This window comes from Xanthomarina sp. GH4-25 (assembly GCF_045363175.1).
Classification (GTDB): Bacteria; Bacteroidota; Bacteroidia; order Flavobacteriales; family Flavobacteriaceae; genus Xanthomarina.
In genome coordinates, this window is record NZ_JBJFLO010000003.1 from 162922 (window position 1) to 186034 (window position 23113).

Genomic DNA, 23113 nt, shown 5'->3' on the forward strand with positions numbered 1-23113 from the left:
TTAGAATTTTAAGATCAAGATTTTTATTTTTTTGTTAAATATATGAAAGGAATATTATTAGTAAACCTTGGATCTCCTGAAAGTCCTAACCCTAAAGATGTTAAAGAGTATTTAGGAGAGTTTTTAATGGACGAGCGTGTTATTGATGTACCACTTTGGGCAAGAACACTTATTGTAAAAGGCATTATTTTAAACACCAGGCCTAAGGCTTCAGCTGCTGCTTATCAGAAAATTTGGTGGGAAGAAGGGTCTCCTTTAATTGTTATCTCAGAAAGATTACAGAAAAAAGTGCAGCAACAACTCGAAAACTATCCTGTAGCTTTGGCTATGCGTTATGGTTCCATGACCATTCAAAAAGGACTTCAGGAATTAGTAGATGAAGGTGTGGATGAAGTGTTGTTAATTCCTTTGTATCCACAGTTTGCAATGGCAACAACAGAAACCATTTTAGTATTAGCCGAACAGATTAGAAAAGCTCACTTTCCAAATATAAAAATCACAGATTTTCCAGCTTTTTATAATAATTCAGAATATATAGAAGTGCTTTCAAATAGTATTTCAAAACATTTGGAGGGAAATCCATACGAACATTTATTGTTTTCATATCACGGCGTTCCAGAAAGACATATTTTTAAAAGCGATGTCACTAAATCTCATTGTAAAATAGATAGAAGTTGTTGCGAAACCCCGTCGAGTGCTCACGAATTTTGCTACAGGCATCAATGTTTGGAAGTCACGAGGTTGGTTGCAAAAAAATTAAATTTAAAGCCAGGCACTTATTCAAGTAGTTTTCAATCTCGTTTAGGTTTCGATCCTTGGTTGCTACCATATACAGACAGAACTATTGAGCGATTAGGTAAAGAAGGCATTAAAAATATGGCTATTGTAACACCTGCTTTTGTTAGTGATTGTCTAGAAACTTTGGAAGAAATTGCCTTGGAAGGTCAAGAAATATTTCATGAAATTGGAGGTAAAGAATTTACAACCGTTCCTTGTTTAAACGATGATGATCCATGGGTGCATTTACTGGCAAAATGGATAAAAAGTTGGGCAGAACCTAGTATAGCAGAACGCGTTTAATGGCAAAAGCAACGTCACAAGATTTAGGCAAACAACCTATAGGTAAACTTCTTATAAAACAAGCAGTTCCAGCTTCTATTGGCATATTGGTCATGTCTCTAAACATTCTTGTGGACACAATTTTTGTGGGTAATTGGATTGGGTCTACTGCCATTGCTGCTATTAATGTGGTCTTACCAGTTTCTTTTTTTATTGCTGCCTTAGGAATGTCTATTGGTATTGGAGGTTCCTCCATTATTTCCAGAGCTCTTGGTGGAGACCACACAGAAAAAGCCTTAAAAACATTTGGTAACCAAATAACTTTAACGCTTTTGTTTACAGTTACTTTAGTGGTTTTTGGATTGTATTATGTCGATGATATTATTCCTGCTTTTGGAGGAAAAGGAGCCATTTTCGAACCTGCAAAAATTTATTATACTATTGTGCTTTATGGTGTGCCATTTCTAGCCTTATGCATGATGGGGAACACAGTTATAAGAGCAGAAGGCAAACCCAAATTTGCCATGTACGCTATGATGATTCCTTCGGTAGGAAACCTTATTTTAGATTATATTTTTATAAATCTTTTAGATTTTGGCATGGAAGGAGCGGCTTGGGCAACTACCATATCTTATTTGTTGTGTTTTGGATTTATTTTCTGGTATTTCCTTTCTAAGAATTCAGAATTAAAATTGAAATTCCCACATTTTGGACTTCAAAAAGCTATTGTTTCGGAAATTGGATCCCTGGGTTTTGTTACATTGGCCAGGCAAGCCGTTGTGAGTATTACCTATCTTTTTATGAATAATATTCTCTACGATTTAGGTGGAGAATCTTCAGTAACGGCTTACGCTATTGTTGGCAGAATGCTCATGTTTGCTTTATTTCCTGTGTTTGGAATTACGCAAGGATTTTTACCAATAGCAGGATTCAATTATGGTGCAGGAAAATTTGCAAGAGTTAGAGAATCGATTAACACAGCTATAAAATATGCGGTGTTTTTAGCAACCTTTATTTTTATATTACTCATGATTTTCCCTGAAGCAATAACAAGGTTATTTACTAACAATGCAGAGGTTATTAAGGAAACTCCAAGTGCAATGCGTTGGGTTTTTGCAGCGACACCTATTATAGCCATTCAGCTTATTGGTGCTGCTTATTTTCAAGCTATCGGGAAAGCCATTCCAGCACTTTTATTAACTTTAACAAGGCAAGGCTTCTTTTTTATACCTCTAATTCTCATTTTGCCTATATTTTATGGCGAATTAGGTGTTTGGATGTCCTTCCCAATTTCAGATATATTAGCCACTATTGTCACAGCTTTTTATTTAAATAAAGAAATAAAAGCAACATTAGTCATTCAACTAGAAGAAAAAGAATAAGTACCTTTAGACTGTGGAATATTACAATTACATAAAATCACTTCACCTTATTTTTGTGATTACTTGGTTTGCAGGTTTGTTTTACATTCCTAGACTTTTTGTGTATCAAATAGAAGCGTTTCATAAGCCTTCTCCAGAAAAAGAAATACTTGGTAAACAATTAAAGCTTATGGCAAAAAGATTGTGGAATATTATTACTTGGCCTTCGGCTATTTTAGCAACTATTTTTGCTGTCTGGTTATTAATATTACAACCGCAATGGTTACAACAACCATGGATGCATGTTAAATTAGGGTTTGTTTTGCTTTTATATATCTACCATTTTAAAACACATATCTATTACAAACAATTGCAACAAGATGTCGTTAAAAAGTCATCTAATTTTATGAGACTTTGGAACGAAGGAGCCACATTTATTTTATTTGCAGTGGTGTTTTTGGTTATTTTAAAAAGTGCAATTAATTGGGTATTTGGTGTTATTGGTATTTTTGTTTTGGGCATGTTATTAATGTTAGGTTTCAAAATGTACAAAAGAATTAGAGAGAGAAACCCAGAAGCTTAATAAGCTATTTCTAAACCGTACTTTTCATTTTTTTAAACGTAGCAACCAATTGAATTTTAAATATAGCTTTAGTCAAGCACATTTGGTTTGATTATTGTTATATTTATTGCAGCACAATTTTTAGCATGAATTTAGGAAAACTTTCGCTTCGACTTCGCATTTTTATAGCCATGATTCTATTGGTTTTATTAGCATCTATCCTTATTGCTGCTGTAACTATTTATCAATATAATGAAGAGGCCAGAGACTACCATAAAGAACGATTAGAGCGAAAAGAAGAAAATATAAAAGAAAGTATAGAATACGCTATAAAAAAAACAACCTATCCCGTTACTACAGAAAATATCGCCCTTATTTTTAAAGAAGAAATTTATGAAATTGCTGCCATTCATAAATTACAGATTAACCTATACGATTTAGATGGCGAACTTATAAAATCTTCAAAACCACGCTTTGTAACAGATTCCATTTCAAAATGTTTAGACCCTGAGGTTTTAAATGTTATTTCTAATACGTACGAGCATAGATTTGTAAGTAAAACTGTTGAAGGTGGCGAGTCCTTTTTGTCTTCATACACCTATATTACAGATAAAAAATTCAAACCATTAGCCATATTAAACTTACCATATTTAGAGAACGACGATTTTCTAAACAAAGAACTTAACGAGTTTTTAGAGCGATTAGCATATGCCTATTTATTAATGCTTGTAATTGCCATAAGTCTGGCATATTTTCTTTCAAAATATATTACCAAATCGCTTAAAACCATTAGTGATAAAATGAATGAAACCAGACTGGAAAAACACAATAAAAAAATAGAGATTGAATCTTCCAGCGAAGAGATTGCAGCTTTGGTAAAATCGTATAACGACATGATTGATCAATTAGAAGCAAGTGCTGTAAAATTAGCCACTAGCGAACGTGAACAAGCTTGGAGGGAAATGGCTAAGCAGGTAGCGCATGAAATTAAAAACCCCTTGACACCTATGCGATTAAGTGTACAAAGTTTTCAGAGAAAATTCGATCCAAACGACGAGAACATCTATCAAAAAGTAGACGAATATTCTAAAACGCTTATTCAGCAAATAGACACCATGAGTTCTATTGCTTCGGCATTTTCAAATTTTGCTAAAATGCCAGCTCAACAAAACGAAATGTTGAATTTGGTTGAAATTACACGCTTGGCTTTAGATATTTTTAGTGAAGATTATATTGTGTTTCAATGCGAAGAAACTGAGATTATGGCTAAATTAGATAGAACACAGCTTATTCGTGTGATTACCAATTTGGTAAAAAACGGTATTCAAGCCATTCCAGACGAGCAAGAAGAAAAACATATTGGAGTTAAATTATTTGAAAAAAACAAACAAGTAATTATTGAAATTACAGATAATGGTATTGGTATTACGGAAGAAAATAACCGAAAGATTTTTGAACCAAAATTTACCACAAAATCAAGTGGTATGGGATTAGGACTTGGAATGGTAAAAAACATTGTGGAAACTTATAACGGAAATATTACCTTTACAACTCAAAAAAATAAAGGCACAACGTTTAAAGTGTCTTTTCCAAAAGATTAAAAAAACTTAAATTATAAATATGATCGCTCTTGGTTAATTGAAGCGTCATTATAAAATCAACAATCATGTCATACAACAACATCATTTCAGAAAGCAATAACGGAATAACAACCATAACTATTAACAGACCAAGTAAATTAAATGCTTTAAACAAGGCAACAATTCAAGAATTACATGATGCTTTAGATGCAGCAAATAAAGATGCCAACACCAGAGTCATTATTGTAACAGGAAGTGGCGAAAAGGCTTTTGTTGCTGGAGCAGATATTAGCGAGTTTGCGCATTTTGATGTTGCAAATGGTGGAAAGTTAGCAGCAAAAGGGCAAGAATTACTATTCGATTTTGTTGAAAATTTATCAACTCCAGTAATTGCTGCAGTTAATGGTTTTGCACTTGGTGGAGGCTTGGAATTAGCAATGGCTTGTCATTTTAGAGTGGCTAGCGATAATGCTAGAATGGGACTTCCAGAAACGTCTTTAGGTGTTATTCCTGGTTATGGTGGCACACAACGTTTACCACAATTGGTTGGGAAAGGTCGTGCTATGGAACTAGTTATGACAGCTGGAATGATTGACGCTAACCAAGCACTTGCTTATGGCTTGGTAAACCATGTAACTAACCAAGAAGAACTTTTACCACTTGCAGAAAAAATTGCCAGTAAAATTATGCGAAATTCCTCAGTTGCCATTAAAGGCGCAATTAAAGCTGTGAATGCAAATTTTAAAGATGGCGTAGATGGTTTTCAAGTAGAAATTGAGGAATTTGGAAACTGTTTTGGTACCGAAGATTTTACCGAAGGAACGACTGCTTTTCTAGAAAAACGTAAAGCTGATTTTCCTGGGAAATAAAAGATTATTTTACAGATTTAATTAGAATTTCATTTACGTGTTTGTGTATGATTTGTGGTGTGTTTAAGTACCTAATTTAGCTAATAAAAACCGAATAGAAAATCCGTGAGGATTTTCGTAAGTAGGCTAGAACTAGCAATTAATTTTATACGGTGTTAGCTGCTGGAATTTTGTATTTTAATGAAGACTAATGACTCTCGTCACAGTCCAATTTTCATCCGTTTTTTTCCAAATCATAACGAATCTACTTGCTTGTGTTTTATTTTCTGGAGTTTCTTTGTTATTAAAAGTATGATAACCCATAATAACAGCTCCATAATCCTTTATAGGGTAAACCTCTAAACTACCATCAATTAAGGTTCTTGAAACTTTATTGCAAATATTGTTTTCCAGTGCAGTTAGAACTTGTTTTTTTGAGGTAGATAGGCCTCCTTCATCGTGAAAAAATTCCAAATCTTCCGAATAAAGAGCGGTTTGCACATCCATATCACAGGAATTATAAGCATCAAATAATTTTTTATCCAATGATACAATAGTTTCATACAATTCTTGATTGGCAGGTACATAAGTTCTTCCTAAAATATCTTCATATGTTTCTTGTGAATAGGATAATGAGGCTTGTAATAGAATAATTGAAATAAAAAGCAATCTTATTTTTTGAAAAATCATATCATTTTTAATTTAGGTTAATTGTTTCTTATTCTTGCAGCTAACGGTCTGATATGAAATTGTTTTAATGTTTAATATCAGCTGTAAACGAAGTTCGTCTTTTTTTTGCACAAAGTCAAGATTAAGAGATTTTGTTAATTGCCAAATTCAAGTTGTCGTTGATATTCTTTGGTATCAAAATGGCCTTTCGATTCTTGGATGAGTCCTTCTTCACTTAAAGTCCATGCTTCAAAACCACTAATTTGCACTTTTTTACCAGTGCCATTAGGTCCAGTGTTTGTTCCTATTAACGTCCAATGGAATTCGGTGCTATTTGTTTTTGGAACAAGGCTATCAAAACGTACAACCATATCTGGAAAAGCAGTCATAAATCCTTGTGCCACGTTTGTTATCGCTTCTCTGCCAATGGCATGATCGCCATCATTTACTTGTAATGATCCATCTTCTTCAAAGAACATAGCTACAAATTCCGGTCGCACACCACTCCAGACCTGCGCGTAGCTTTTAGCAAAAATCTCCAAATCAAATTTTCTCAACTCTTCAGGTAAGCGTGTATTTGTAAATGAGATGTTAATAAACTTCCATTTACCATCTTCCTTGACAAGCGTGAAATTGTCGATGTTATTTGTCCGTGGAACACCAAAACTATGTAAGGTAGCATCAGCCCAAACAAAAGCAATTTGCCCTTTATTTATAAGGATTTTGTATTCATTTACTGGCTCGTAAAAGGGCTTCCGTTCACGATTTTTTTGTGACTCAAAATATTCACCAATTGTGATGACGGAATTTTTCGAAGCTCCATCTCGAATTATGGCACTTGCCAAGTTTGCTTTGTTTGAAACTATGGAATCCAAAGCTTGCCAATTAGAATTACCTACATTAAATAATAGCTTTTCTACAAGGGCTTTTAATTCTTCTTCCTCTGGATTTGGGGTTATTTCATTTTGTTCTGTAAGAACTTCTTCAATGACATCTGGTTTGTCTTGTTTTGATTGGCAACTAATAATAAGGATGGAAAGAACCAAAATGAATACGTTTGGATTTCTTAAAGAATTCGTCATCATGAATACGTTTTATTTATAATATAGATTGATATGAAACGCTATTTCTTGTAGGTAGAGAGGTACTAAGATATCATTTATTTCTAATAATGATAATTAGGTTGCAACTTAAAATGGATTCTTCAGTCGTTTCTCCTTGATTGACGGTCTGTCTTCTTGACTAAATTTTTCAAGATGTTGTTATTTCAACGATAGGAGGAATCTATAGTAATAAGATTCTTCGGTCGTCCTTTGAGACCCTCTTTGTATGACATATAAACTATTTTTCACCTTCCCATTCGGCATAAAATTGCTCTAGATAAACCATCATGAACTCATGGCGTTTTTCGGCAATTAGCTTCCCTGTTTTTGTATTCATGAGATCTTTTAACAACAATAATTTTTCGTAAAAATGGTTGATGGTTGGAGCCGTAGATTTTTTATAGACATCTTTGCTCATGTTGAGGTCTGGAAGAATATCTGGATTGTAAAGTGCTCTGTTTTTAAAGCCACCATAATTAAAGGTTCTAGCAATACCAATAGCTCCAAGTGCATCTAATCTATCTGCATCTTGAACCACATCTAATTCTGGGGATTTAAAAGTCTTTGAAGGATCAAGAGATGAGTTGTATGAAATGTTTTCAATGATATTAACAACATGTTCAATTACTTCTTTTTCAACATGTATACGAGTTAAAAAATCTTGAGCTAATTTGGGCCCAACTGTTTCGTCTCCATCATGGAACTTGCTATCAGCAATATCATGTAATAAAGCACCAAGTTGGACAACAAATCCATCCACTTCTTCTTTTTTAGAAATAAGTAAGGCATTTTTATAGACCCTTAAGATGTGAAACCAGTCATGACCACCTTCGGCATGCTTTAGGGTTTCTTTTACAAAAGTTTTGGTGTTTTCAATTTGCTCTTGCTGTGTCATGTTAAGATTTAAACAGCAGGTTCCACCCATTTAAACTGATGCGAATTTTCTGGAATTTTCATACGTTCAGAAAGTCTGGTTAAACGCGATGGTAGTTTCATTAAATAGTCTCGCGCTTTTTCGGCTTCATCAGATAGGTTGGTTATTTTATCTATTTCCCAACGTTTAATAAGCTTATCTAAAATATCCACATAATCGTTGGATGTGTAAACACCAATTCGTTGTGCTGTATTTGAAAACTCTTCGAAAGCAGAACCAATTTTACCACCAGATTCTCTTAAAAAATGTGCTGGCATCGTAATTTTTAGCTTCATCATTTGTTGAAAGGCCATCATCATTTGGTTGGGATCTACTTTAAAAATGCGTTCTACAAATTCGCAATAAGCATGATGGTGTCTCATCTCGTCTCCCGAAATAATTTTACACATTTTGCTTAATTGCTTATTGCCTTTGTCTTTAGCTAGTTTAGCCACACGATTGTGAGAAATGTAAGTGGCTAACTCTTGAAAACTGGTATATAAGAAGTTTTTGTATGGATCTTGATCTGTACCAATATCAAAACCATCGGCAATAAGGTGTTGTGTGGTTTTTTCAATTTCTTTCATATTTACACGCCCAGAAAGATAAAGATATTTGTTTAAAACGTCTCCATGTCTATTCTCTTCGGCAGTCCAGTGTCTTACCCATTTTCCCCAAGAATTTCTACCAACTTGATCCACACCTTCTACATCCATTAACCAAGACTCGTAGGTTGGTAAAGCTTCTTCAGTAATCATATCTCCAACTAAAACCACCCAAAAATCGTAAGGAAGTTCTTTAGAAAGTTCTCTAATTTCTTTTACTTCTTCCATGAAGTTTTCCCCTTCAGAATTAGGTAAAAAATCTGATGGTTGCCAAATACTATCTATAGGAATTAAATATTTTTCAATTAAAGAATCGACATCCTTCTCTAAATGGTTCATGACTTCTAATCTGACATTTTTTAACGACATAATTTAGAATTTTAAGGTTTTATACAAGAACAAATAGTGGTTTCAATTTGTTTAATTAACTTTTGCTTATCATCAAAGTTAGTTAATTTTAAAGGTTCATGAACCGTTAATTGGATGTGATTTCCAATTCCCATAGGAAATTTACCATATCTTAACATTTTCCATGAATTATTAATAGTAATAGGAACAATGGTTGCTGAAGGAATTTTTTTAAATAACATTTCCAATCCTTTGGTTTGAAAAGGTTTTGGGTGTCCATCTTTACTTCTTGTGCCTTCAGGAAAAATAACGGCTGAGCGTTTGGTTTCTTCAATATATTCTCCAAATTTTAAAATAGCAGGTAAGGATTGTCTTGGGTTTTTTCTGTCGATCAATACCGAACCACCATGACGTAAATTGTAGGACACGCTTGGAATGCCTTTGCCTAATTCCTTTTTACTGATAAACTTTGGATGATGTTTGCGCATATACCACATAATAGGTGAAATGTCGTACATGCTTTGATGATTAGACACTATAATTAAGGGAGTATCTTTACTTATAGTATGTGGATTGGTAAAGGTGTAACGGGTTCCTAAAATATTGGTACACCTCATGATAAAAAACTGAAGCCAATCGACACTAATTTTATGGGCTTGATATCCTAACACATTATAACAAAACCATTGGATAGGATGGAATACAACTAAAGTCGATAAAAAGACGACAGCGTAAATAGACGTTAAGATATAAGCTACTAATTTTTGCATGTTACAAAATTAAGAAAATATAAGAGCTTACAAACATTAATAGATAGGAATACAGGTATTATCTACGCAGTTGAAACCTATTGGAGGTTGTGGAGTATCACAAGTTGACATTCCACCACAACCCTCTTGATTGAAAGTCGCTTCAAGAGTATTGAAATCAGTAACCCAATTAGTAAGTTCTAATGTGTCAATGGAAGTGGTATAAATTAAGAATTCCCATGGACCACCACATGGTTTGCTTCCGAAAGCTATAAAACGACATTCAAAATCGTCACTACAGATTGAAGTTTCTGCAAAAGCTCGGATTTGGTTTCGCTGTTCGTTTAAAAATAATTTCCTGTCTTTACATGAAGTAGGTTCATCATCATCTGAACAACTAAAAGCAGCTAAAAAGATTAGTTGCGAAATGATTAAGCTTATAATAAATGAGATTTTCATTACGGTTTTTTAAGACACAATATTATTAAATCCATATGAAATTCTATAAAAAAGCCACGATAAAAATCGTGGCTTTATAATTTTAATTATAATGCTAGACTAACAGTGTTCGTTATAAGCATCGATTAAGTTTTCTGCAATAATTTCTGCTGGACGTCCTTCAATATGATGACGTTCTAACATGTGAACCAATTCACCATCTTTAAACAAAGCCATACAAGGAGAACTAGGAGGGAACGGAATCATGTGCTCTCTAGCTTTATCAACAGCTTCTTTATCTACACCTGCAAAAACCGTTACTAAATTTGTAGGACGTTTTGCGTTTTGAATACTCATTCTTGCTCCTGGTCGTGCATTAGCTGCTGCACATCCACAAACCGAGTTTACTACTACTAAAGTAGTACCTTGTTTAGCTAAAGCAGTTTCAACAGCTTCGGCAGTATGTAATTCTTCAAAACCAACTTTGGTTAAATCTTCACGCATTGGTTTTACTAATTCTGCTGGATACATATCTTAAATTTTTAGATTAATATTTTCCCGATGTCTCGGGACTGCAAAGATACGGAAAAAGTAATCATTTGTCATGGAGCATTAGCAGACTTTTAACGTGTTAAGATTTTTTGAAGACCAATTAAATTTTAGGGCGTTTGCGTAACAATTTCAACAAATAATCGACTAACAATAGTATATTTGCCCAAAATTTAATAGTGTAATAATTCGGATTTCGTGAACCTGTTAAAGAATCTAAACATTTTTCAATAATAATGAAATCTGTACAGGTTTACCCAAAAATTGATAGGTTTAAATGACAGTTTTAAATCCTTAAAAAGAACAAAAATAAATGAGTTTTTCAAAATGGATTGGTGCAGCTTTAGGATGGTCGATTGGAGGTCCAATAGGAGCTATACTTGGTATGGCATTAGGCAGTGTGGTTGATGGATTTTCTAATGGAAGTATTAAAGTAGATACACAACAGCCTTATAGAAGAACTAGGCAAACCCAATCTGGCGACTTTGAAGTGAGTCTCTTGGTGCTTTCTTCTATTGTTATAAAAGCAGATGGCAAACAAGATCAACGAGAATTGGATTTTGTACGTCAGCAATTTGTTGGAATGTACGGTAAAGATAGAGCCAATCGTGCTTTTAAGTTGTTTAAAAATATAAATAAACAAGACATTCCAACACGTCAGGTTTGTTTGCAAATAAGACAAATGATGGATCATCCATCACGTTTGCAATTGCTTCATTTTTTATTTGGAATAGCTAAAGCAGATGGGATTGTGGTTGAAAGCGAAGTGAGCATTATTCAAACCATTGCAAATTACTTAGGGATTAGTCACCAGGATTTTGAAAGTATCAAAGCCATGTTTTATAACAGCAGCGATAACGCCTATAAAATTCTTGAAATAACTAAAGAAGCTACTACTTCAGAAATAAAAGCGGCTTATAGAAAAATGGCTAAGAAATACCATCCCGATAAAGTGATTCATTTAGGTAAAGAACACCAACAAGGGGCAGAAGAAAAGTTTAGACAGGTTCAAGATGCTTATGAGCAGTTGCAGAAAGAGCGAGGGTTTTAACCTCTAAACAAGAAGAAATCGTCTTTCATATCTTCAATTTGGGCATCTTCGTTGGTAATTATATAATTGATAGCTTTTGAAGTAAATTCATCTCCTTTTTGGGTTAAGGACACAATATTATTGTCAATAATAATCATGTTGTTTTTTAGGGCGAGATCCAAAACGGTTTTAGCTCTTACTTTTTGCCAATTGATATGTTCCTGAAGGTGATTCACATGTCGTTCACGTGTTTCAGAATGATTTTTTAAATGAAGTAAAAAGGTCAATAGAGATACTTCTGTACGTTGTTGTTTTTCTCGATACATTACAGCAATCAACCCTTTGCTTGGCGCAAACAAATAGATAGTTAAGAACAATAAACCCAACATGGTTGTAATAGAACCTGCAATAGAAGCATCCAACCAATGAGCTAGCCAATAGCCAGAAATTGCACTAAACACACCAAAGGAGATAGCAATACCCAACATCTTCTTTAAATTTGTGGTCAGTAAATAGGCGCTTGCAGCAGGAGCAATCATTAATGCCACTACAAGAATGGCACCAACAGCATCGAAAGCACCAACAGTTGTAACAGAAGCAACTGTCATTAATCCGTAATGAATTAAGGCTGGAGAGAACCCTAAAGAAGCTGCTAAACCTGCATCAAAAGTGCTTATTTTTAATTCTTTAAAAAAGGCAATTAATAAGCCAATGGTCATGGATAAGATTGTTCCAATAATCCATAAGGATTTTGGACCAACATCTGCTCCAGCAATCATAAGCCTATCGAATGGAGCAAAAGCTAATTCACCTAATAACACAGCATCCACATCTAAATGCACATCGTTGGCATTTTTAGCAATTAAAATAACGCCAATACTAAACAAGGCAGGAAAGACTAGGCCAATGGCTGTATCTTCTTTTACCAAGCCCGTTTTTTGAATCCGTTCAACTAAAACAACTGTAATAACTCCCGTTAAAGCAGCTAATAAAATAAGCAAAGGAGAGTTGAGGTCTTGTGTAATGAAAAAGCCAATGACAAGTCCAGGTAAAATAGAATGACTAATAGCATCGCTAATCATAGCCATTTTTCTAAGCACTAAAAAAGTACCTGGAATAGCACAAGCAACAGCCACCAAGCTTGCAATTAATTGTATTTCTATTTGTGCATTATTCATCTTTTATGGCTTGTTGATTATATAAATTGGCAGCAGTTTCAAACCCTTTTTCTGTTAAACTCCACATGGTTCCATCTAAGGTTACATAATCTTTATCTACTAATTTTTGAAGGGTTTTACGTGTGTAACCTTGAAAATTATTTAAGATTTTTATGGTATGTGGATGCGAAATATTCTCGTGAGTTTCAGCAATATGATACATAAATGCTAAGGTTTTTTGTTGTTCTAAATCACGTCTGTTAGAAATAAATCTAATTTGACGGAAAAGCAATCCTCGACTAGGTGAAAAAATGAAAGAGAATATGACAAAAACAGAAGCAACAATAACAATAACTGGTCCTGTAGATAAATTGTTTTGACTAGCACTAATTGCAGTTCCAAATACACCCGAAAATGCGCCAAAAATTGCAGCTAAAAGCACCATTTTTGATAAACTATTTGTCCACTGTCTTGCAGCAGCTGCAGGCGCTAATAACATGGCACTCATTAGTACAACACCAACAGTTTGTAATCCTAAAACGATGGCTAAAACAATGAAAGACGTAATAAGGATGTCAATGAATTTGGTATTAAAACCAAGGGTTTTAGCATAGTCTGCATCAAAGAGAAAGAGTTTGAATTCTTTCCAAAAGAACAACAACACAATGAGGCATAGACCTGTAATAATTGCCATTAGCCACACATCGCTTTCTACTAAGGTTGCAGCTTGACCAAATAAATATTTATCCAATCCAGCTTGATTGGCATTCGGTTGCTTTTGTATAAATGTTAATAGCAACATTCCAAATCCGAAAAACAAGGAAAGGATTAAACCTAAGGCTGTATCTGATTTTAAATGTGTTTTAGTAACAATCCCTCGAATCCAAAAGGTCCCAATTAAACCACTTACTAAGGCTCCAATAAGTAAGGTGTTGCTGTCTTTAGCTCCGGTAATTAAAAAGGCAATGGCAATTCCGGGAAGTGCAGCATGAGAAATAGCATCTCCAAGTAAACTTTGTTTTCTTAATACAGCAAAACTACCAAGCATACCAGTAACAGCACCTAAAACAGCTGTTCCTAATGTAATAGTTCGTAACGTGTAGTCACTAAAAACTAAAGAAAAATACTCTTGAATGTCCATTATTCTTGAATGCTTACTTTATAATTTATGCCGTATGTTTTGGTTAGATTATCATCATTAAAGATGTCTTTAACAGGTCCAGTTGCTATTTTCTTCACATTTAAAAAAGTAACCCAGTCGAAATATTCTGGAACGGTTTGTAAATCGTGATGAACCACAATAACCGTTTTTCCTGCTTTACGTAATTCCTTTAAAATATTAATAATAGCAATTTCTGTAGTAGCATCGACACCTTGAAACGGTTCGTCCATAAAATATATTGAGGCATCTTGCACTAAAGCACGAGCTAGAAAAATACGCTGTTGTTGGCCTCCAGAAAGCTGGCTGATCTGTCTGCCTTTAAAAGGTAGCATGCCTACTTTTTCTAGAGCTTCAAGAGCTGCTTTTTTTTCTTTTTGCCCTGGACGTTTTATCCAACCTAAGCTTCCATAAGTTCCCATCATAACAACATCTAAGGCTGTTGTAGGAAAATCCCAATCGACACTTCCTTTTTGAGGCACATAAGCAACTAGTTTGCGTTGCTGGTCGTATGGTTTTCCATAGATGCTTACACTTCCGGCAATAGGTTTTAGAATGCCTAATATGGCTTTAATTAAGGTGGATTTTCCTGCGCCATTTGGACCAACGATAGCCATAAGAACCCCTTCGGGAATTTCTAAATCAATATCCCAAAGTACAGGCTTGTAATTGTATGCAACCGTTAAATCGTCTACTTGTACTGCTATTTTTTTGTCCATTATTTTAATGCATTTACAATTGTATTGACGTTGTATTCAAACATACCAATATAAGTGCCTTCAGTTGTTCCAGCATTTCCTAAAGCATCTGAAAACAAAGTGCCTCCAATAATTACGTCATGACCTTTAGACTTAACTGCTGCTTGTAGAGCCTCAATAGTTCTCTTTGGAACGGAACTTTCAACAAATATAGCTTTCACTTTCTTATCAATAATAAAGGTTGTTAATTTTTGAACATCTTGCACACCAGCTTCGGTTGCAGTTGAAAGGCCTTGTAAGCCTACTACTTCAAATCCGAAAGCTCTTCCGAAGTAATTAAAGGCGTCATGAGCTGTAACTAAAATGCGTTTGTCCTTTGGAAGGATACTTATAGTTGTTTTTAATTTTTCGTTTAAAACGTTTAATTTTTCGATATACGTTTTTGCATTTGCCTCATAAAAAAGCTGGTTTTCAGGATTGATTTCAGATAATTGATCTGCCACATATTGTGTGATTTGAATCCAATAATCAACATTAAACCATATATGAGGATCGTAATTACTTGCAAAATATTCTGAAGAAATAAGTGTGTTTTGATCTAATGCATCTGAAACAGCAATGGTTTTAATGTTTTGATGACTCATTTTCTCGAAAACTTCTACCAATTTACCTTCCAGGTGTAATCCACCATAGAAAACAACATTTGCATTTGCCAATTTAGTAACATCTCCTTCACTTGCTTTATATAAATGTGGATCGACACCAGAACCCATGAGTCCCTGCACATTTATACGGTCTCCGCCAATGTTTTTTACCAAATCGGTAATCATGGTTGTGGTTGTTACAATATTTAATTTACCATTGTTTTCTTTTTCGTTTTTACAGCTACTAATTGCTAGAAACACTAAGGATAAAAGAATAATATTTTTCATTTCTAATTGTTTTTTGAAGGAATTCTATAGCTAAGGCCAGCACTTATCATTAAATCTTGACCTTTTGTGATGCTAGTTCCAAAACTTGCATCTAATTGTAAGTTGTTTGTTATTAAGTAGGTGGCACCTGCATCCCAAAGATGATTGGCTTTACTGTTTTCAGGAAAATCTCCATATAATTCTGCATAGGCACCCATTTTTTCTGTTAAACTATAACCATAAGCTATGGTATAAATATAAGTTGCTTCTGGAGAGTCATTTCCCCAAGCAACTCCAAAGTTGTAAGATAAATTTGATTTTTCGTTTAGGGTATGTGAAAAAGCAAACCTAAAATCTATTCCTGTAGTGTCCGGTTTATAATCTGAACCAGCTGTAAATGGTAAGTACAAGTGTCCTAAAAGGCCTATTTCTGGCAACCAATTATTTTCTTTTGCTATACTCGTTTTAATTCCTAATAATAAAGGACTAAAGCCACTACTTATATCATCTATTCTATTGTTGTTGATTTTGGTTTTATTTTCATCAAAATTCCACCCTAAGCGTAATTCTAAATTACTAAGTAACCCATATCGAACTAAAGTGGTGTTGTAAGTGGTGTTTTCAGTTTTAATATTTTGGTTTTTAAAAACCTCATAAGCTGCGCCAGTCTCAATTTGAATGGATCTTTTTGAAACAAGGTTTGGAGATTCTGTTTGATCTGGTCTGTCTGTTATAAGAGGTTCTAGAGTGCTTTTTTCTTGTGCAAAACTCATTGTTTTTGCAGTAAATAAAATTAAGCCTAGAACCGTATTCTTAATAGCTCGATTCATTGACATATATAATATTTGTAAAATCTTCATTAAGAACAATGTTGTTATTATTAATAGTGATTTGAGTCATTTTATTTTTATTGAATTGCTTAGTAACAAGAAGAGAGTTCCCATATTTTAATCCATTTAATGCGCAAAAATCAAAAAACTCTTTATCATCGCTCATGAGTCTGGAAATGATATATGTTTTACCTTCTTGTGTGTTAGAAAGAGCGATGGAGTTATCAATAGTTGTTATTTCCCCATGGGCGTTAGGAATAGGGTCTCCATGTGGATCGAATTTTGGATTGCCAAGATATTCACTAATTCTATCTGCTAAAAAATTGGAGGTTTCATGTTCTAAAAGCTCGGCTTCGCGATGTATTTCATGAAGAGACATGTCGAACAATTTAAACAATAAGGCTTCCCAAAGACGATGCTTCCTAATAACATTTAAAGCCATTTTTGTACCTTCATCAGTCAATTGAAGGGCTTGGTATTTTTCGTACTTCAATAAATTTTTTGAAGCTAATTTTTTAGCCATGTCAGTAGCAGCAGCATTCGATATTCCAAGTTTTTTTGCAATATTACCAGGCTTAGTATCGTTGGTATTGTTTTTATCGTTTTTGTAAATAGCTTTTACAAAATTTTCTATAGCTACAGACATTTCAAGTGCTTTAAATTTAATTTAAGTATGCTTAAATATTATTCAAATGTAACTAAAATATATTTTTAAGCAAAATAATTTGTAAATTGTCCATAATAAATGTAAAATGTCACTTATGAAGTTCTATTTATTAATTGTGTTGGTTTTGATTTCAAAACACACTATGGCCCAAGATTCTACTAACATCAAGATTGAAGCTCCAAAAATTGTTGCAAAACTACCTTTGGGAAAAACCTATAATTCTGAAGACATTCAAATTAAATTTGTCGATGTTTTAACTGATTCTCGTTGTCCAGAAGATGCCACCTGTTTTTGGGCAGGACAAGTTGTTGCTTTAGTTGAAGTGTATAAAAACAATACCTTATTAACTCAAAAAGAATTGGTTTTTGAGCCTGGAAAAACCATGAGTAAAGATTTAATGACTTTATATGCTTCTGAAGAAACAGTGATATTAGCGCAAAATGTGTTTCCTTATCCAAGAGACAAAAAACAGATTAAAAAGGAAGATTATTATTTACAGTTAGGAGTACATTTAAAGGAATAGATGTCTTTTTAATGACAATTATCGCAATCATGGATTTTAATTCCTTTTTTAGGTTTCGATTTTTTCCAAAAGAATTTCTTCACCAAAAAGCTTAATGCCATAAATAGGGCAGTAAAAGCTAGAATATTTTGAAGTAGTTCGTTCATAATTTCTTTGTCGTATTTTTTTCTTAAACCTTATATCAAAATTTGATAAGCTATTAGTGCAACTACATATGCAAAAGCACTCATAAGGACTAATTGTAACGTAGGCCATTTCCAACTATTGGTTTCCCGTTTTACAATGGCAAGTGTACTCATACATTGCATGGCAAAAGCATAAAAAAGTAATAAGGAAATTCCGGATGCAAAATTAAATAGTGGTCCACCCAGTATTGGGTTTACTTCACCAGCCATACGGTTTTTAATAGTTTCTTCTTCGTCGTTACCAACACTATAAATAGTCGCTAAAGTACCAACAAATACTTCTCTGGCTGCAAAAGAACTTACAATGGCAATACCAATTTTCCAATCGTAACCTAAAGGTCTTATAGCAGGTTCAATAGCTCTTCCTGTTAAACCAATAAATGAATATTCTAATTTTTGTGATGCAATTTCTTTGTCTAATTCATCTTCAGATAAATTTTGAGATGCGAATTTTTCGGTGACTATTTGTTCGGCATTATTAAATTGTTCGCCTGGACCATAAGATGCTAAAAACCATAAAACAATGGAGATAGCAAGTATTATTTTTCCAGCTCCAAAGACAAACGATTTAGTTTTTTCTATAACCGTTAAGACCACATTCTTTATTAAAGGCAATTTGTAATTTGGCATTTCAACCACAAAAAACGATTTGCTTTTAATTTTTAAAATTTTATTTAATATCATGGCAGAAATTAAAGCAGCTCCAAATCCTATTAAATACAGAAGCATTAATGTAAGAGCTTGGTAGCTTAATCCTAGAAAACGACCTTCAGGAATGACCAATGAAATGATAATAAGATAAACTGGAAGCCTAGCTGAACAGGTTGTAAAAGGAGTAACCAATATGGTAATTAAACGTTCTTTCCAGCTTTCAATATTTCTGGTAGCCATAATGGCTGGAATGGCACAAGCAGTTCCGGAGATTAAAGGGACAACACTTTTTCCACTTAAACCAAATCGGCGCATACCTCGATCCATTAGAAATACAACACGACTCATATAACCACTTTCTTCAAGAACAGAGATAAACAAGAATAAGAAAGCAATTTGTGGAATAAAGATAACAATACCTCCAAGGCCTGGAATAATTCCTTCGGAGAGTAAATCTGTAAAGGTACCAGGAGGTAAAGTGTTTTTTGTCCATTCACTAAAAGACGCAAAAGTGGCATCGATAAAATCCATTGGAATTGCCGACCAATCGTAAATAGCTTGAAAAATGGTTAATAAAATAATTCCAAAAATAACATAACCCCAAATTTTATGAGTTAAGATTCTATCTAATTTAATTCGTAAATCTTTAGCAGTACTTAGGTCTATAGTTTGCCCAATTTTAAGGGTGTTGTTTATAAACTGATAGCGTTTTATAGTTTCTTTTTGCTGTAGTTTTTTTAAATCGGCTTTGGTTTTAGTTTTAAAATCTGCAACAGCATCAATTTCGTTTCTATCCGTTTTTCCAAAATTCACATCCTGGGTAATAACAAGCCATAGCTTATATAGTAACTGATTAGGAAAGGCTTTTTGAAGGTTATCGAAATAGATTTTGTCAATTTCGGATGCGTTCATGCAAGGTTCAACAGACAGGTCTTTATAATTAAAAATAAGTTCCTTTAGGTTGTCTATACCTTCTTTTTTTCTAGTACTTATAACTGCTATTTTTGTTTTAAGTTCAGTTTCTAGAAATGGAATATCTAACGAAATACCTTTATATTTCATCCTGTCTGACATATTAATAACAAGAATAGTTGGTATTTCTAAGTCTTTAATTTGTGTGAATAAAAGTAAGTTTCGTTTTAAGTTTTCTACATCACTTATTACCACAGCAACATCTGGAAAATCTTTATCGTTTTTGTTTAAAAGTAATTCAATAACTACATTTTCATCCAGAGAAGAAGCGTTTAAACTGTAAGTTCCTGGTAAATCTATAATATGTGCTTTAACGCCACGAGGGAGTTTGCAAATACCTTCTTTTTTTTCGACGGTTATGCCTGGATAATTTCCAACTTTTTGGTTTAATCCTGTTAAGGCATTAAAAACCGATGTTTTTCCAGTATTTGGATTTCCAATTAAGGCAACGTTTATCTGCTTACTCATGGGTTATTTCAATTAAAATATGAATAGCAGTTTCTTTTCTTATAGCTAAATGCGTCCCATTAATGTTGAGGTATAATGGATCTGAAAAAGGAGCTACTTGTAAAAGCTCGACACTATTGCCTGGTAAACAACCCATTTCCAAAAGTTTTAATGGGATGTTCATGGAAGAGACATCAACAATAATGGCCTTTTCCCCTCTTTTAAGATGTGCTAATGTTACTTCCAAGCTTATTTAGATTGATTTTAAAGAAGCAAAAATAAGTTAAAAAATCAGTCTAAAAAAATTGTAAACAAAAAACTATTTATATTCTTCTTTTAAGATTTTAATATCTTCAAGTAAGCGTGAAATGTCTTCGGGGTTTGTACCATCATAATAACCTCTAATTTGATGTTTTTTATCTATTAGCATAAAGTTTTCGGTATGAATCATATCATACTCGTCGCCAGCTCCAACTGTTTTAACTGCCAAATAACTTTTTCTTGCTAATTCATAAATTTCCTTCTTGTCTCCAGTTACTAAATTCCATTTGTTATCGTTCACACCTTTTTTAATAGCATATTTTTTAAGTTGAGGAACACTATCAATTTTTGGAGTTACAGTATGAGAAAGTAACATAATGTCTGGATCATTCATTGTTTCTTTTTGAATTAACACCATATGATCTGTCATAATTGGACAAATGGTTTGGCAGGTTGTAAAAAAGAAATCGGCCACATAGATTTTATCTTTATAAGTATCCTGTGTGATGGTTTCTCCATTTTGGTTAATGAGACTAAAATCGGCAATTTTATGATACTTTTTTTTGTATTGAATGGTACTATCTACCATTTCGATATTTACCATGGCTGGTTGATAAATAGGAAGTGGCTTATAAACATCGAAAATATTGTAGATAATAGTAATAATGATAAGTGAAAGGGTTGCAAATACTATGGCAAAGTATTTATAGTCTTTAAAAAATGAAAGCATTTTCTATTAATTTAAAATTTCTTATAAGATTTGATAGCAAAAATACGACAGATACGTGTTTAATTAGGTATTTTTAACATCTTAAATACAACGTTGTGAAAAAACTAATGAATTACCTTTTGTTACTACTTCCAGTAATTTCTTTTGGACAAGATTTTACAGAATCAATGGAACAGATTAGAGAAGCTGAAACCAAAGCAGCTTTAAATAAAATGCTTCATCGGGTGAATATGAATACTGGAAATTACGATGTTACCTATCATCGTTTAGAATTTAATATAGATCCATCTCAAGCTTTCATTTCAGGAGATGTAACAACTTATTTTGAAGCCAAAGAAAATCTTTCAGAGGTGACCTTCGAGTTAACTCAAAACATGGTTGTTTCTCAAGTAATGCAACGTGGGAACCCACTTTCGTATACACAAAACACAGATGATGAATTGGTTATTACTTTAGATCAAGTTCAAAATATGGGTGTTTTAGACTCTTTAACCATAAGTTATTCTGGAAATCCAATTAGTTCTGGTTTTGGTTCGTTTGAGCAAACAACCCACAATGGAGATCCCATAATCTGGACACTTTCCGAACCTTATGGAGCAAAAGGTTGGTGGCCTTGTAAACAAGATTTAATCGATAAAATTGATAATATTGATGTGTTTATTACCACACCAATAAACAATCCTTCCAACGAAGAATATGTTGCTGTTGCTAATGGTTTGGAGCAAAGTCAAACTATAAATGGCAGTAATAAGACCACGCATTTTAAGCATCAATATCCTATTCCTGCTTATTTAGTTGCTATAGCTGTTACCAATTATGAAGTCTATTCTCATACTGTTGCAAACAATGGCAATCCGTTTGAAATTATTAATTATGTCTATCCAGAAGATTTAGCATATGCTCAATCTAACACGCCAGTTACTGTAGACATAATGAATCTTTTTACAGACTTATTTGAAGAGTATCCTTATGCTAGCGAGAAATATGGTCATGCCCAATTTGGTTGGGGAGGAGGCATGGAACATACCACAGTTTCTTTTATGGGAAGTTTTGGTAGAGGTTTAATTGCACACGAATTAGCGCATCAATGGTTTGGAGATAAGGTGACTTGTGGTAGCTGGAAAGACATTTGGTTGAATGAAGGTTTTGCAACCTATTTGTCTGGCCTTGTGGTTGAAAATTTAGATGGTAATAGTTCTTTTATCAATTGGAAACAAAACTTAAACAACTCTATAACTTCTCAAAATGGAGGCGCTGTTTATTTATCAGATACAGATACTTTAAGTGTTAATAGGATTTTTAGTGGCAGATTGAGCTATAATAAAGGAGCTATGGTTACACATATGCTTAGAAAAAAGCTTGGAGACGCCATGTTTTTTCAGGGCATGCAAAACTATTTAGATGCTCCCAACTTGTCTTACGCCTATGCTAAAACAGAAGATTATAAACAAGTTATGGAAGCAACTAGTGGTCAAGATTTATCCGAATTTTTTAGCGATTGGATTTATAATCAAGGATATCCAAGTTACGCAATAGAATGGCATCAACCCAATGCAAGCCAAGTAAGAATTACAATTACTCAAACTCAAAGTCATTCCTCTGTTTCTTATTTTGAAGCTCCAATACCTATAAGACTTGTTGGAACTTCTGGAGAAATTTTAGATATTGTTTTAGATAATACTTCAAATAACGAAACTTTTATTAGAAATGTTACATTTCCAGTAAGCACTGTTTTGTTCGACCCAGAAGTGGATTTAATATCTAAAAATAATTCGGTTACTCTAGGCATCAATGACGTTGTATTAGAAAATCAATTAATTATTTATCCAAATCCTGCAAGCCATTCTATTTCTATTCAAAAACCTAAGGCTATGGAGGTAGAAAGTATAGAAATTTATAATTCTTTGGGTCAGTTACTTATTAAAACCAATTGGCAAGAGAGTATTGATCTTTCAGCATTATCTACTGGATTGTTTTTCATTCAGCTACAAACAAATCAAGGTATAATTAATAAATCGGTGTTAAAAAACTAGGGTTTGGGTAGTTAATAGTTTTCTAAATGATGCTAAAACACTACTTTTGCAAATTAATTTACATTAGACAAGAAA

General features: G+C 33.5%; 25 protein-coding genes. 8 read left to right on the top strand and 17 right to left on the bottom strand.

Features of this window, described 5'->3' with window-relative positions:
* Positions 1-42 precede the first annotated feature (42 nt).
* The 5 genes from hemH (at position 43) to ACI5KZ_RS05335 (ending at position 5431) form a co-directional block, all read left to right on the top strand.
* The gene (hemH, locus tag ACI5KZ_RS05315) at positions 43-1080 is read left to right on the top strand and encodes a ferrochelatase (RefSeq protein WP_406847130.1); all 1038 of its coding nucleotides are present in this window, start codon (positions 43-45) and stop codon (positions 1078-1080) included.
* Complete coding sequence (locus tag ACI5KZ_RS05320; protein ID WP_406847131.1) at positions 1080-2441, top strand: MATE family efflux transporter; 1362 nt, start codon at positions 1080-1082, stop codon at positions 2439-2441. Before hemH ends, ACI5KZ_RS05320 begins: the two co-directional genes overlap by 1 nt.
* Before the next feature lie 13 nt (positions 2442-2454).
* Positions 2455-3003, top strand: a complete 549-nt coding sequence (locus ACI5KZ_RS05325) for a CopD family protein (RefSeq protein WP_109309299.1) — start codon at positions 2455-2457, stop codon at positions 3001-3003.
* A gap of 125 nt (positions 3004-3128) precedes the next feature.
* A complete protein-coding gene (locus ACI5KZ_RS05330; protein WP_109309300.1) occupies positions 3129-4583 on the top strand; it encodes a PAS domain-containing sensor histidine kinase in 1455 nt (484 codons plus the stop codon).
* Between the two features lie 65 nt (positions 4584-4648).
* Complete coding sequence (locus ACI5KZ_RS05335) at positions 4649-5431, top strand: enoyl-CoA hydratase/isomerase family protein (protein ID WP_406847132.1); 783 nt, start codon at positions 4649-4651, stop codon at positions 5429-5431.
* A gap of 177 nt (positions 5432-5608) precedes the next feature.
* On the opposite strand, the gene ACI5KZ_RS05340 is transcribed toward ACI5KZ_RS05335, so the two are convergent.
* The 7 genes from ACI5KZ_RS05340 to ACI5KZ_RS05370 all read right to left on the bottom strand — a co-directional run bounded on the left by ACI5KZ_RS05340 (position 5609) and on the right by ACI5KZ_RS05370 (position 10766).
* Positions 5609-6100 (bottom strand): nuclear transport factor 2 family protein, encoded by a 492-nt coding sequence (locus tag ACI5KZ_RS05340; RefSeq protein ID WP_109309302.1) that lies wholly within the window; start codon positions 6098-6100, stop codon positions 5609-5611.
* Positions 6101-6234: 134 nt separating this feature from the next.
* Complete coding sequence (locus ACI5KZ_RS05345; protein WP_406847133.1) at positions 6235-7164, bottom strand: ester cyclase; 930 nt, start codon at positions 7162-7164, stop codon at positions 6235-6237.
* 256 nt (positions 7165-7420) lie between these two features.
* The gene (locus ACI5KZ_RS05350; RefSeq protein WP_406847134.1) at positions 7421-8077 is read right to left on the bottom strand and encodes an HD domain-containing protein; all 657 of its coding nucleotides are present in this window, start codon (positions 8075-8077) and stop codon (positions 7421-7423) included.
* An 8-nt stretch (positions 8078-8085) separates the two neighbouring features.
* Positions 8086-9069 carry an acyl-ACP desaturase gene (locus tag ACI5KZ_RS05355; protein WP_406847135.1) on the bottom strand — a complete coding sequence of 328 codons (984 nt, stop codon included), beginning with the start codon at positions 9067-9069 and terminating at the stop codon, positions 8086-8088.
* Between the two features lie 11 nt (positions 9070-9080).
* Positions 9081-9818, bottom strand: a complete 738-nt coding sequence (locus ACI5KZ_RS05360) for a 1-acyl-sn-glycerol-3-phosphate acyltransferase (protein ID WP_109309305.1) — start codon at positions 9816-9818, stop codon at positions 9081-9083.
* A gap of 36 nt (positions 9819-9854) precedes the next feature.
* Positions 9855-10256 carry a hypothetical protein gene (locus ACI5KZ_RS05365; RefSeq protein WP_406847136.1) on the bottom strand — a complete coding sequence of 134 codons (402 nt, stop codon included), beginning with the start codon at positions 10254-10256 and terminating at the stop codon, positions 9855-9857.
* 99 nt (positions 10257-10355) lie between these two features.
* Positions 10356-10766, bottom strand: a complete 411-nt coding sequence (locus tag ACI5KZ_RS05370; protein ID WP_109309307.1) for a BrxA/BrxB family bacilliredoxin — start codon at positions 10764-10766, stop codon at positions 10356-10358.
* A gap of 331 nt (positions 10767-11097) precedes the next feature.
* On the opposite strand from ACI5KZ_RS05370, the gene ACI5KZ_RS05375 reads away from it, so the two are divergent.
* On the top strand, positions 11098-11835 hold the full coding sequence (locus tag ACI5KZ_RS05375) for a TerB family tellurite resistance protein (RefSeq protein ID WP_109309308.1): 738 nt from the start codon (positions 11098-11100) through the stop codon (positions 11833-11835).
* Here ACI5KZ_RS05375 and ACI5KZ_RS05380 read toward each other — a convergent pair.
* Genes ACI5KZ_RS05380 through ACI5KZ_RS05405 form a run of 6 tightly spaced genes read right to left on the bottom strand, consistent with a single transcriptional unit; the run spans position 11832 to position 17215 of the window.
* On the bottom strand, positions 11832-12992 hold the full coding sequence (locus tag ACI5KZ_RS05380; RefSeq protein WP_406847137.1) for a metal ABC transporter permease: 1161 nt from the start codon (positions 12990-12992) through the stop codon (positions 11832-11834). The two genes, ACI5KZ_RS05375 and ACI5KZ_RS05380, sit on opposite strands and share 4 nt — an antisense overlap.
* The gene (locus ACI5KZ_RS05385; RefSeq protein WP_109309310.1) at positions 12985-14112 is read right to left on the bottom strand and encodes a metal ABC transporter permease; all 1128 of its coding nucleotides are present in this window, start codon (positions 14110-14112) and stop codon (positions 12985-12987) included. Before ACI5KZ_RS05385 ends, ACI5KZ_RS05380 begins: the two co-directional genes overlap by 8 nt.
* A complete protein-coding gene (locus ACI5KZ_RS05390) occupies positions 14112-14849 on the bottom strand; it encodes a metal ABC transporter ATP-binding protein (protein ID WP_109309311.1) in 738 nt (245 codons plus the stop codon). Before ACI5KZ_RS05390 ends, ACI5KZ_RS05385 begins: the two co-directional genes overlap by 1 nt.
* Complete coding sequence (locus tag ACI5KZ_RS05395) at positions 14849-15760, bottom strand: metal ABC transporter solute-binding protein, Zn/Mn family (protein WP_406847138.1); 912 nt, start codon at positions 15758-15760, stop codon at positions 14849-14851. Before ACI5KZ_RS05395 ends, ACI5KZ_RS05390 begins: the two co-directional genes overlap by 1 nt.
* A gap of 2 nt (positions 15761-15762) precedes the next feature.
* Positions 15763-16599 (bottom strand): transporter, encoded by an 837-nt coding sequence (locus ACI5KZ_RS05400; RefSeq protein WP_406847139.1) that lies wholly within the window; start codon positions 16597-16599, stop codon positions 15763-15765.
* Positions 16553-17215, bottom strand: a complete 663-nt coding sequence (locus ACI5KZ_RS05405; RefSeq protein WP_109309314.1) for a metal-dependent transcriptional regulator — start codon at positions 17213-17215, stop codon at positions 16553-16555. Before ACI5KZ_RS05405 ends, ACI5KZ_RS05400 begins: the two co-directional genes overlap by 47 nt.
* Positions 17216-17330: 115 nt before the next feature.
* On the opposite strand from ACI5KZ_RS05405, the gene ACI5KZ_RS05410 reads away from it, so the two are divergent.
* Complete coding sequence (locus ACI5KZ_RS05410) at positions 17331-17759, top strand: hypothetical protein (RefSeq protein WP_123808385.1); 429 nt, start codon at positions 17331-17333, stop codon at positions 17757-17759.
* A gap of 8 nt (positions 17760-17767) precedes the next feature.
* Here the strand turns inward: ACI5KZ_RS05410 and ACI5KZ_RS05415 are convergent, their stop codons facing one another.
* From ACI5KZ_RS05415 to ACI5KZ_RS05430, 4 genes are all read right to left on the bottom strand, one after another.
* Complete coding sequence (locus ACI5KZ_RS05415; protein ID WP_109309316.1) at positions 17768-17905, bottom strand: FeoB-associated Cys-rich membrane protein; 138 nt, start codon at positions 17903-17905, stop codon at positions 17768-17770.
* 30 nt (positions 17906-17935) lie between these two features.
* Entirely contained in the window at positions 17936-20035 is a 2100-nt protein-coding gene (gene feoB / locus ACI5KZ_RS05420; RefSeq protein ID WP_109309317.1) for a ferrous iron transport protein B, read from the bottom strand.
* The gene (locus ACI5KZ_RS05425; protein ID WP_109309318.1) at positions 20028-20261 is read right to left on the bottom strand and encodes a FeoA family protein; all 234 of its coding nucleotides are present in this window, start codon (positions 20259-20261) and stop codon (positions 20028-20030) included. The genes feoB and ACI5KZ_RS05425 overlap by 8 nt, the downstream gene beginning before the upstream one ends.
* 72 nt (positions 20262-20333) lie before the next feature.
* On the bottom strand, positions 20334-21005 hold the full coding sequence (locus ACI5KZ_RS05430; RefSeq protein ID WP_109309319.1) for an SCO family protein: 672 nt from the start codon (positions 21003-21005) through the stop codon (positions 20334-20336).
* A gap of 107 nt (positions 21006-21112) precedes the next feature.
* Between ACI5KZ_RS05430 and ACI5KZ_RS05435 the strand changes: the two genes are divergently transcribed.
* Positions 21113-23038, top strand: coding sequence for a M1 family aminopeptidase (locus tag ACI5KZ_RS05435; protein WP_406847140.1), 1926 nt, complete (start codon positions 21113-21115; stop codon positions 23036-23038).
* The last annotated feature ends 75 nt before the right edge of the window (positions 23039-23113 follow it).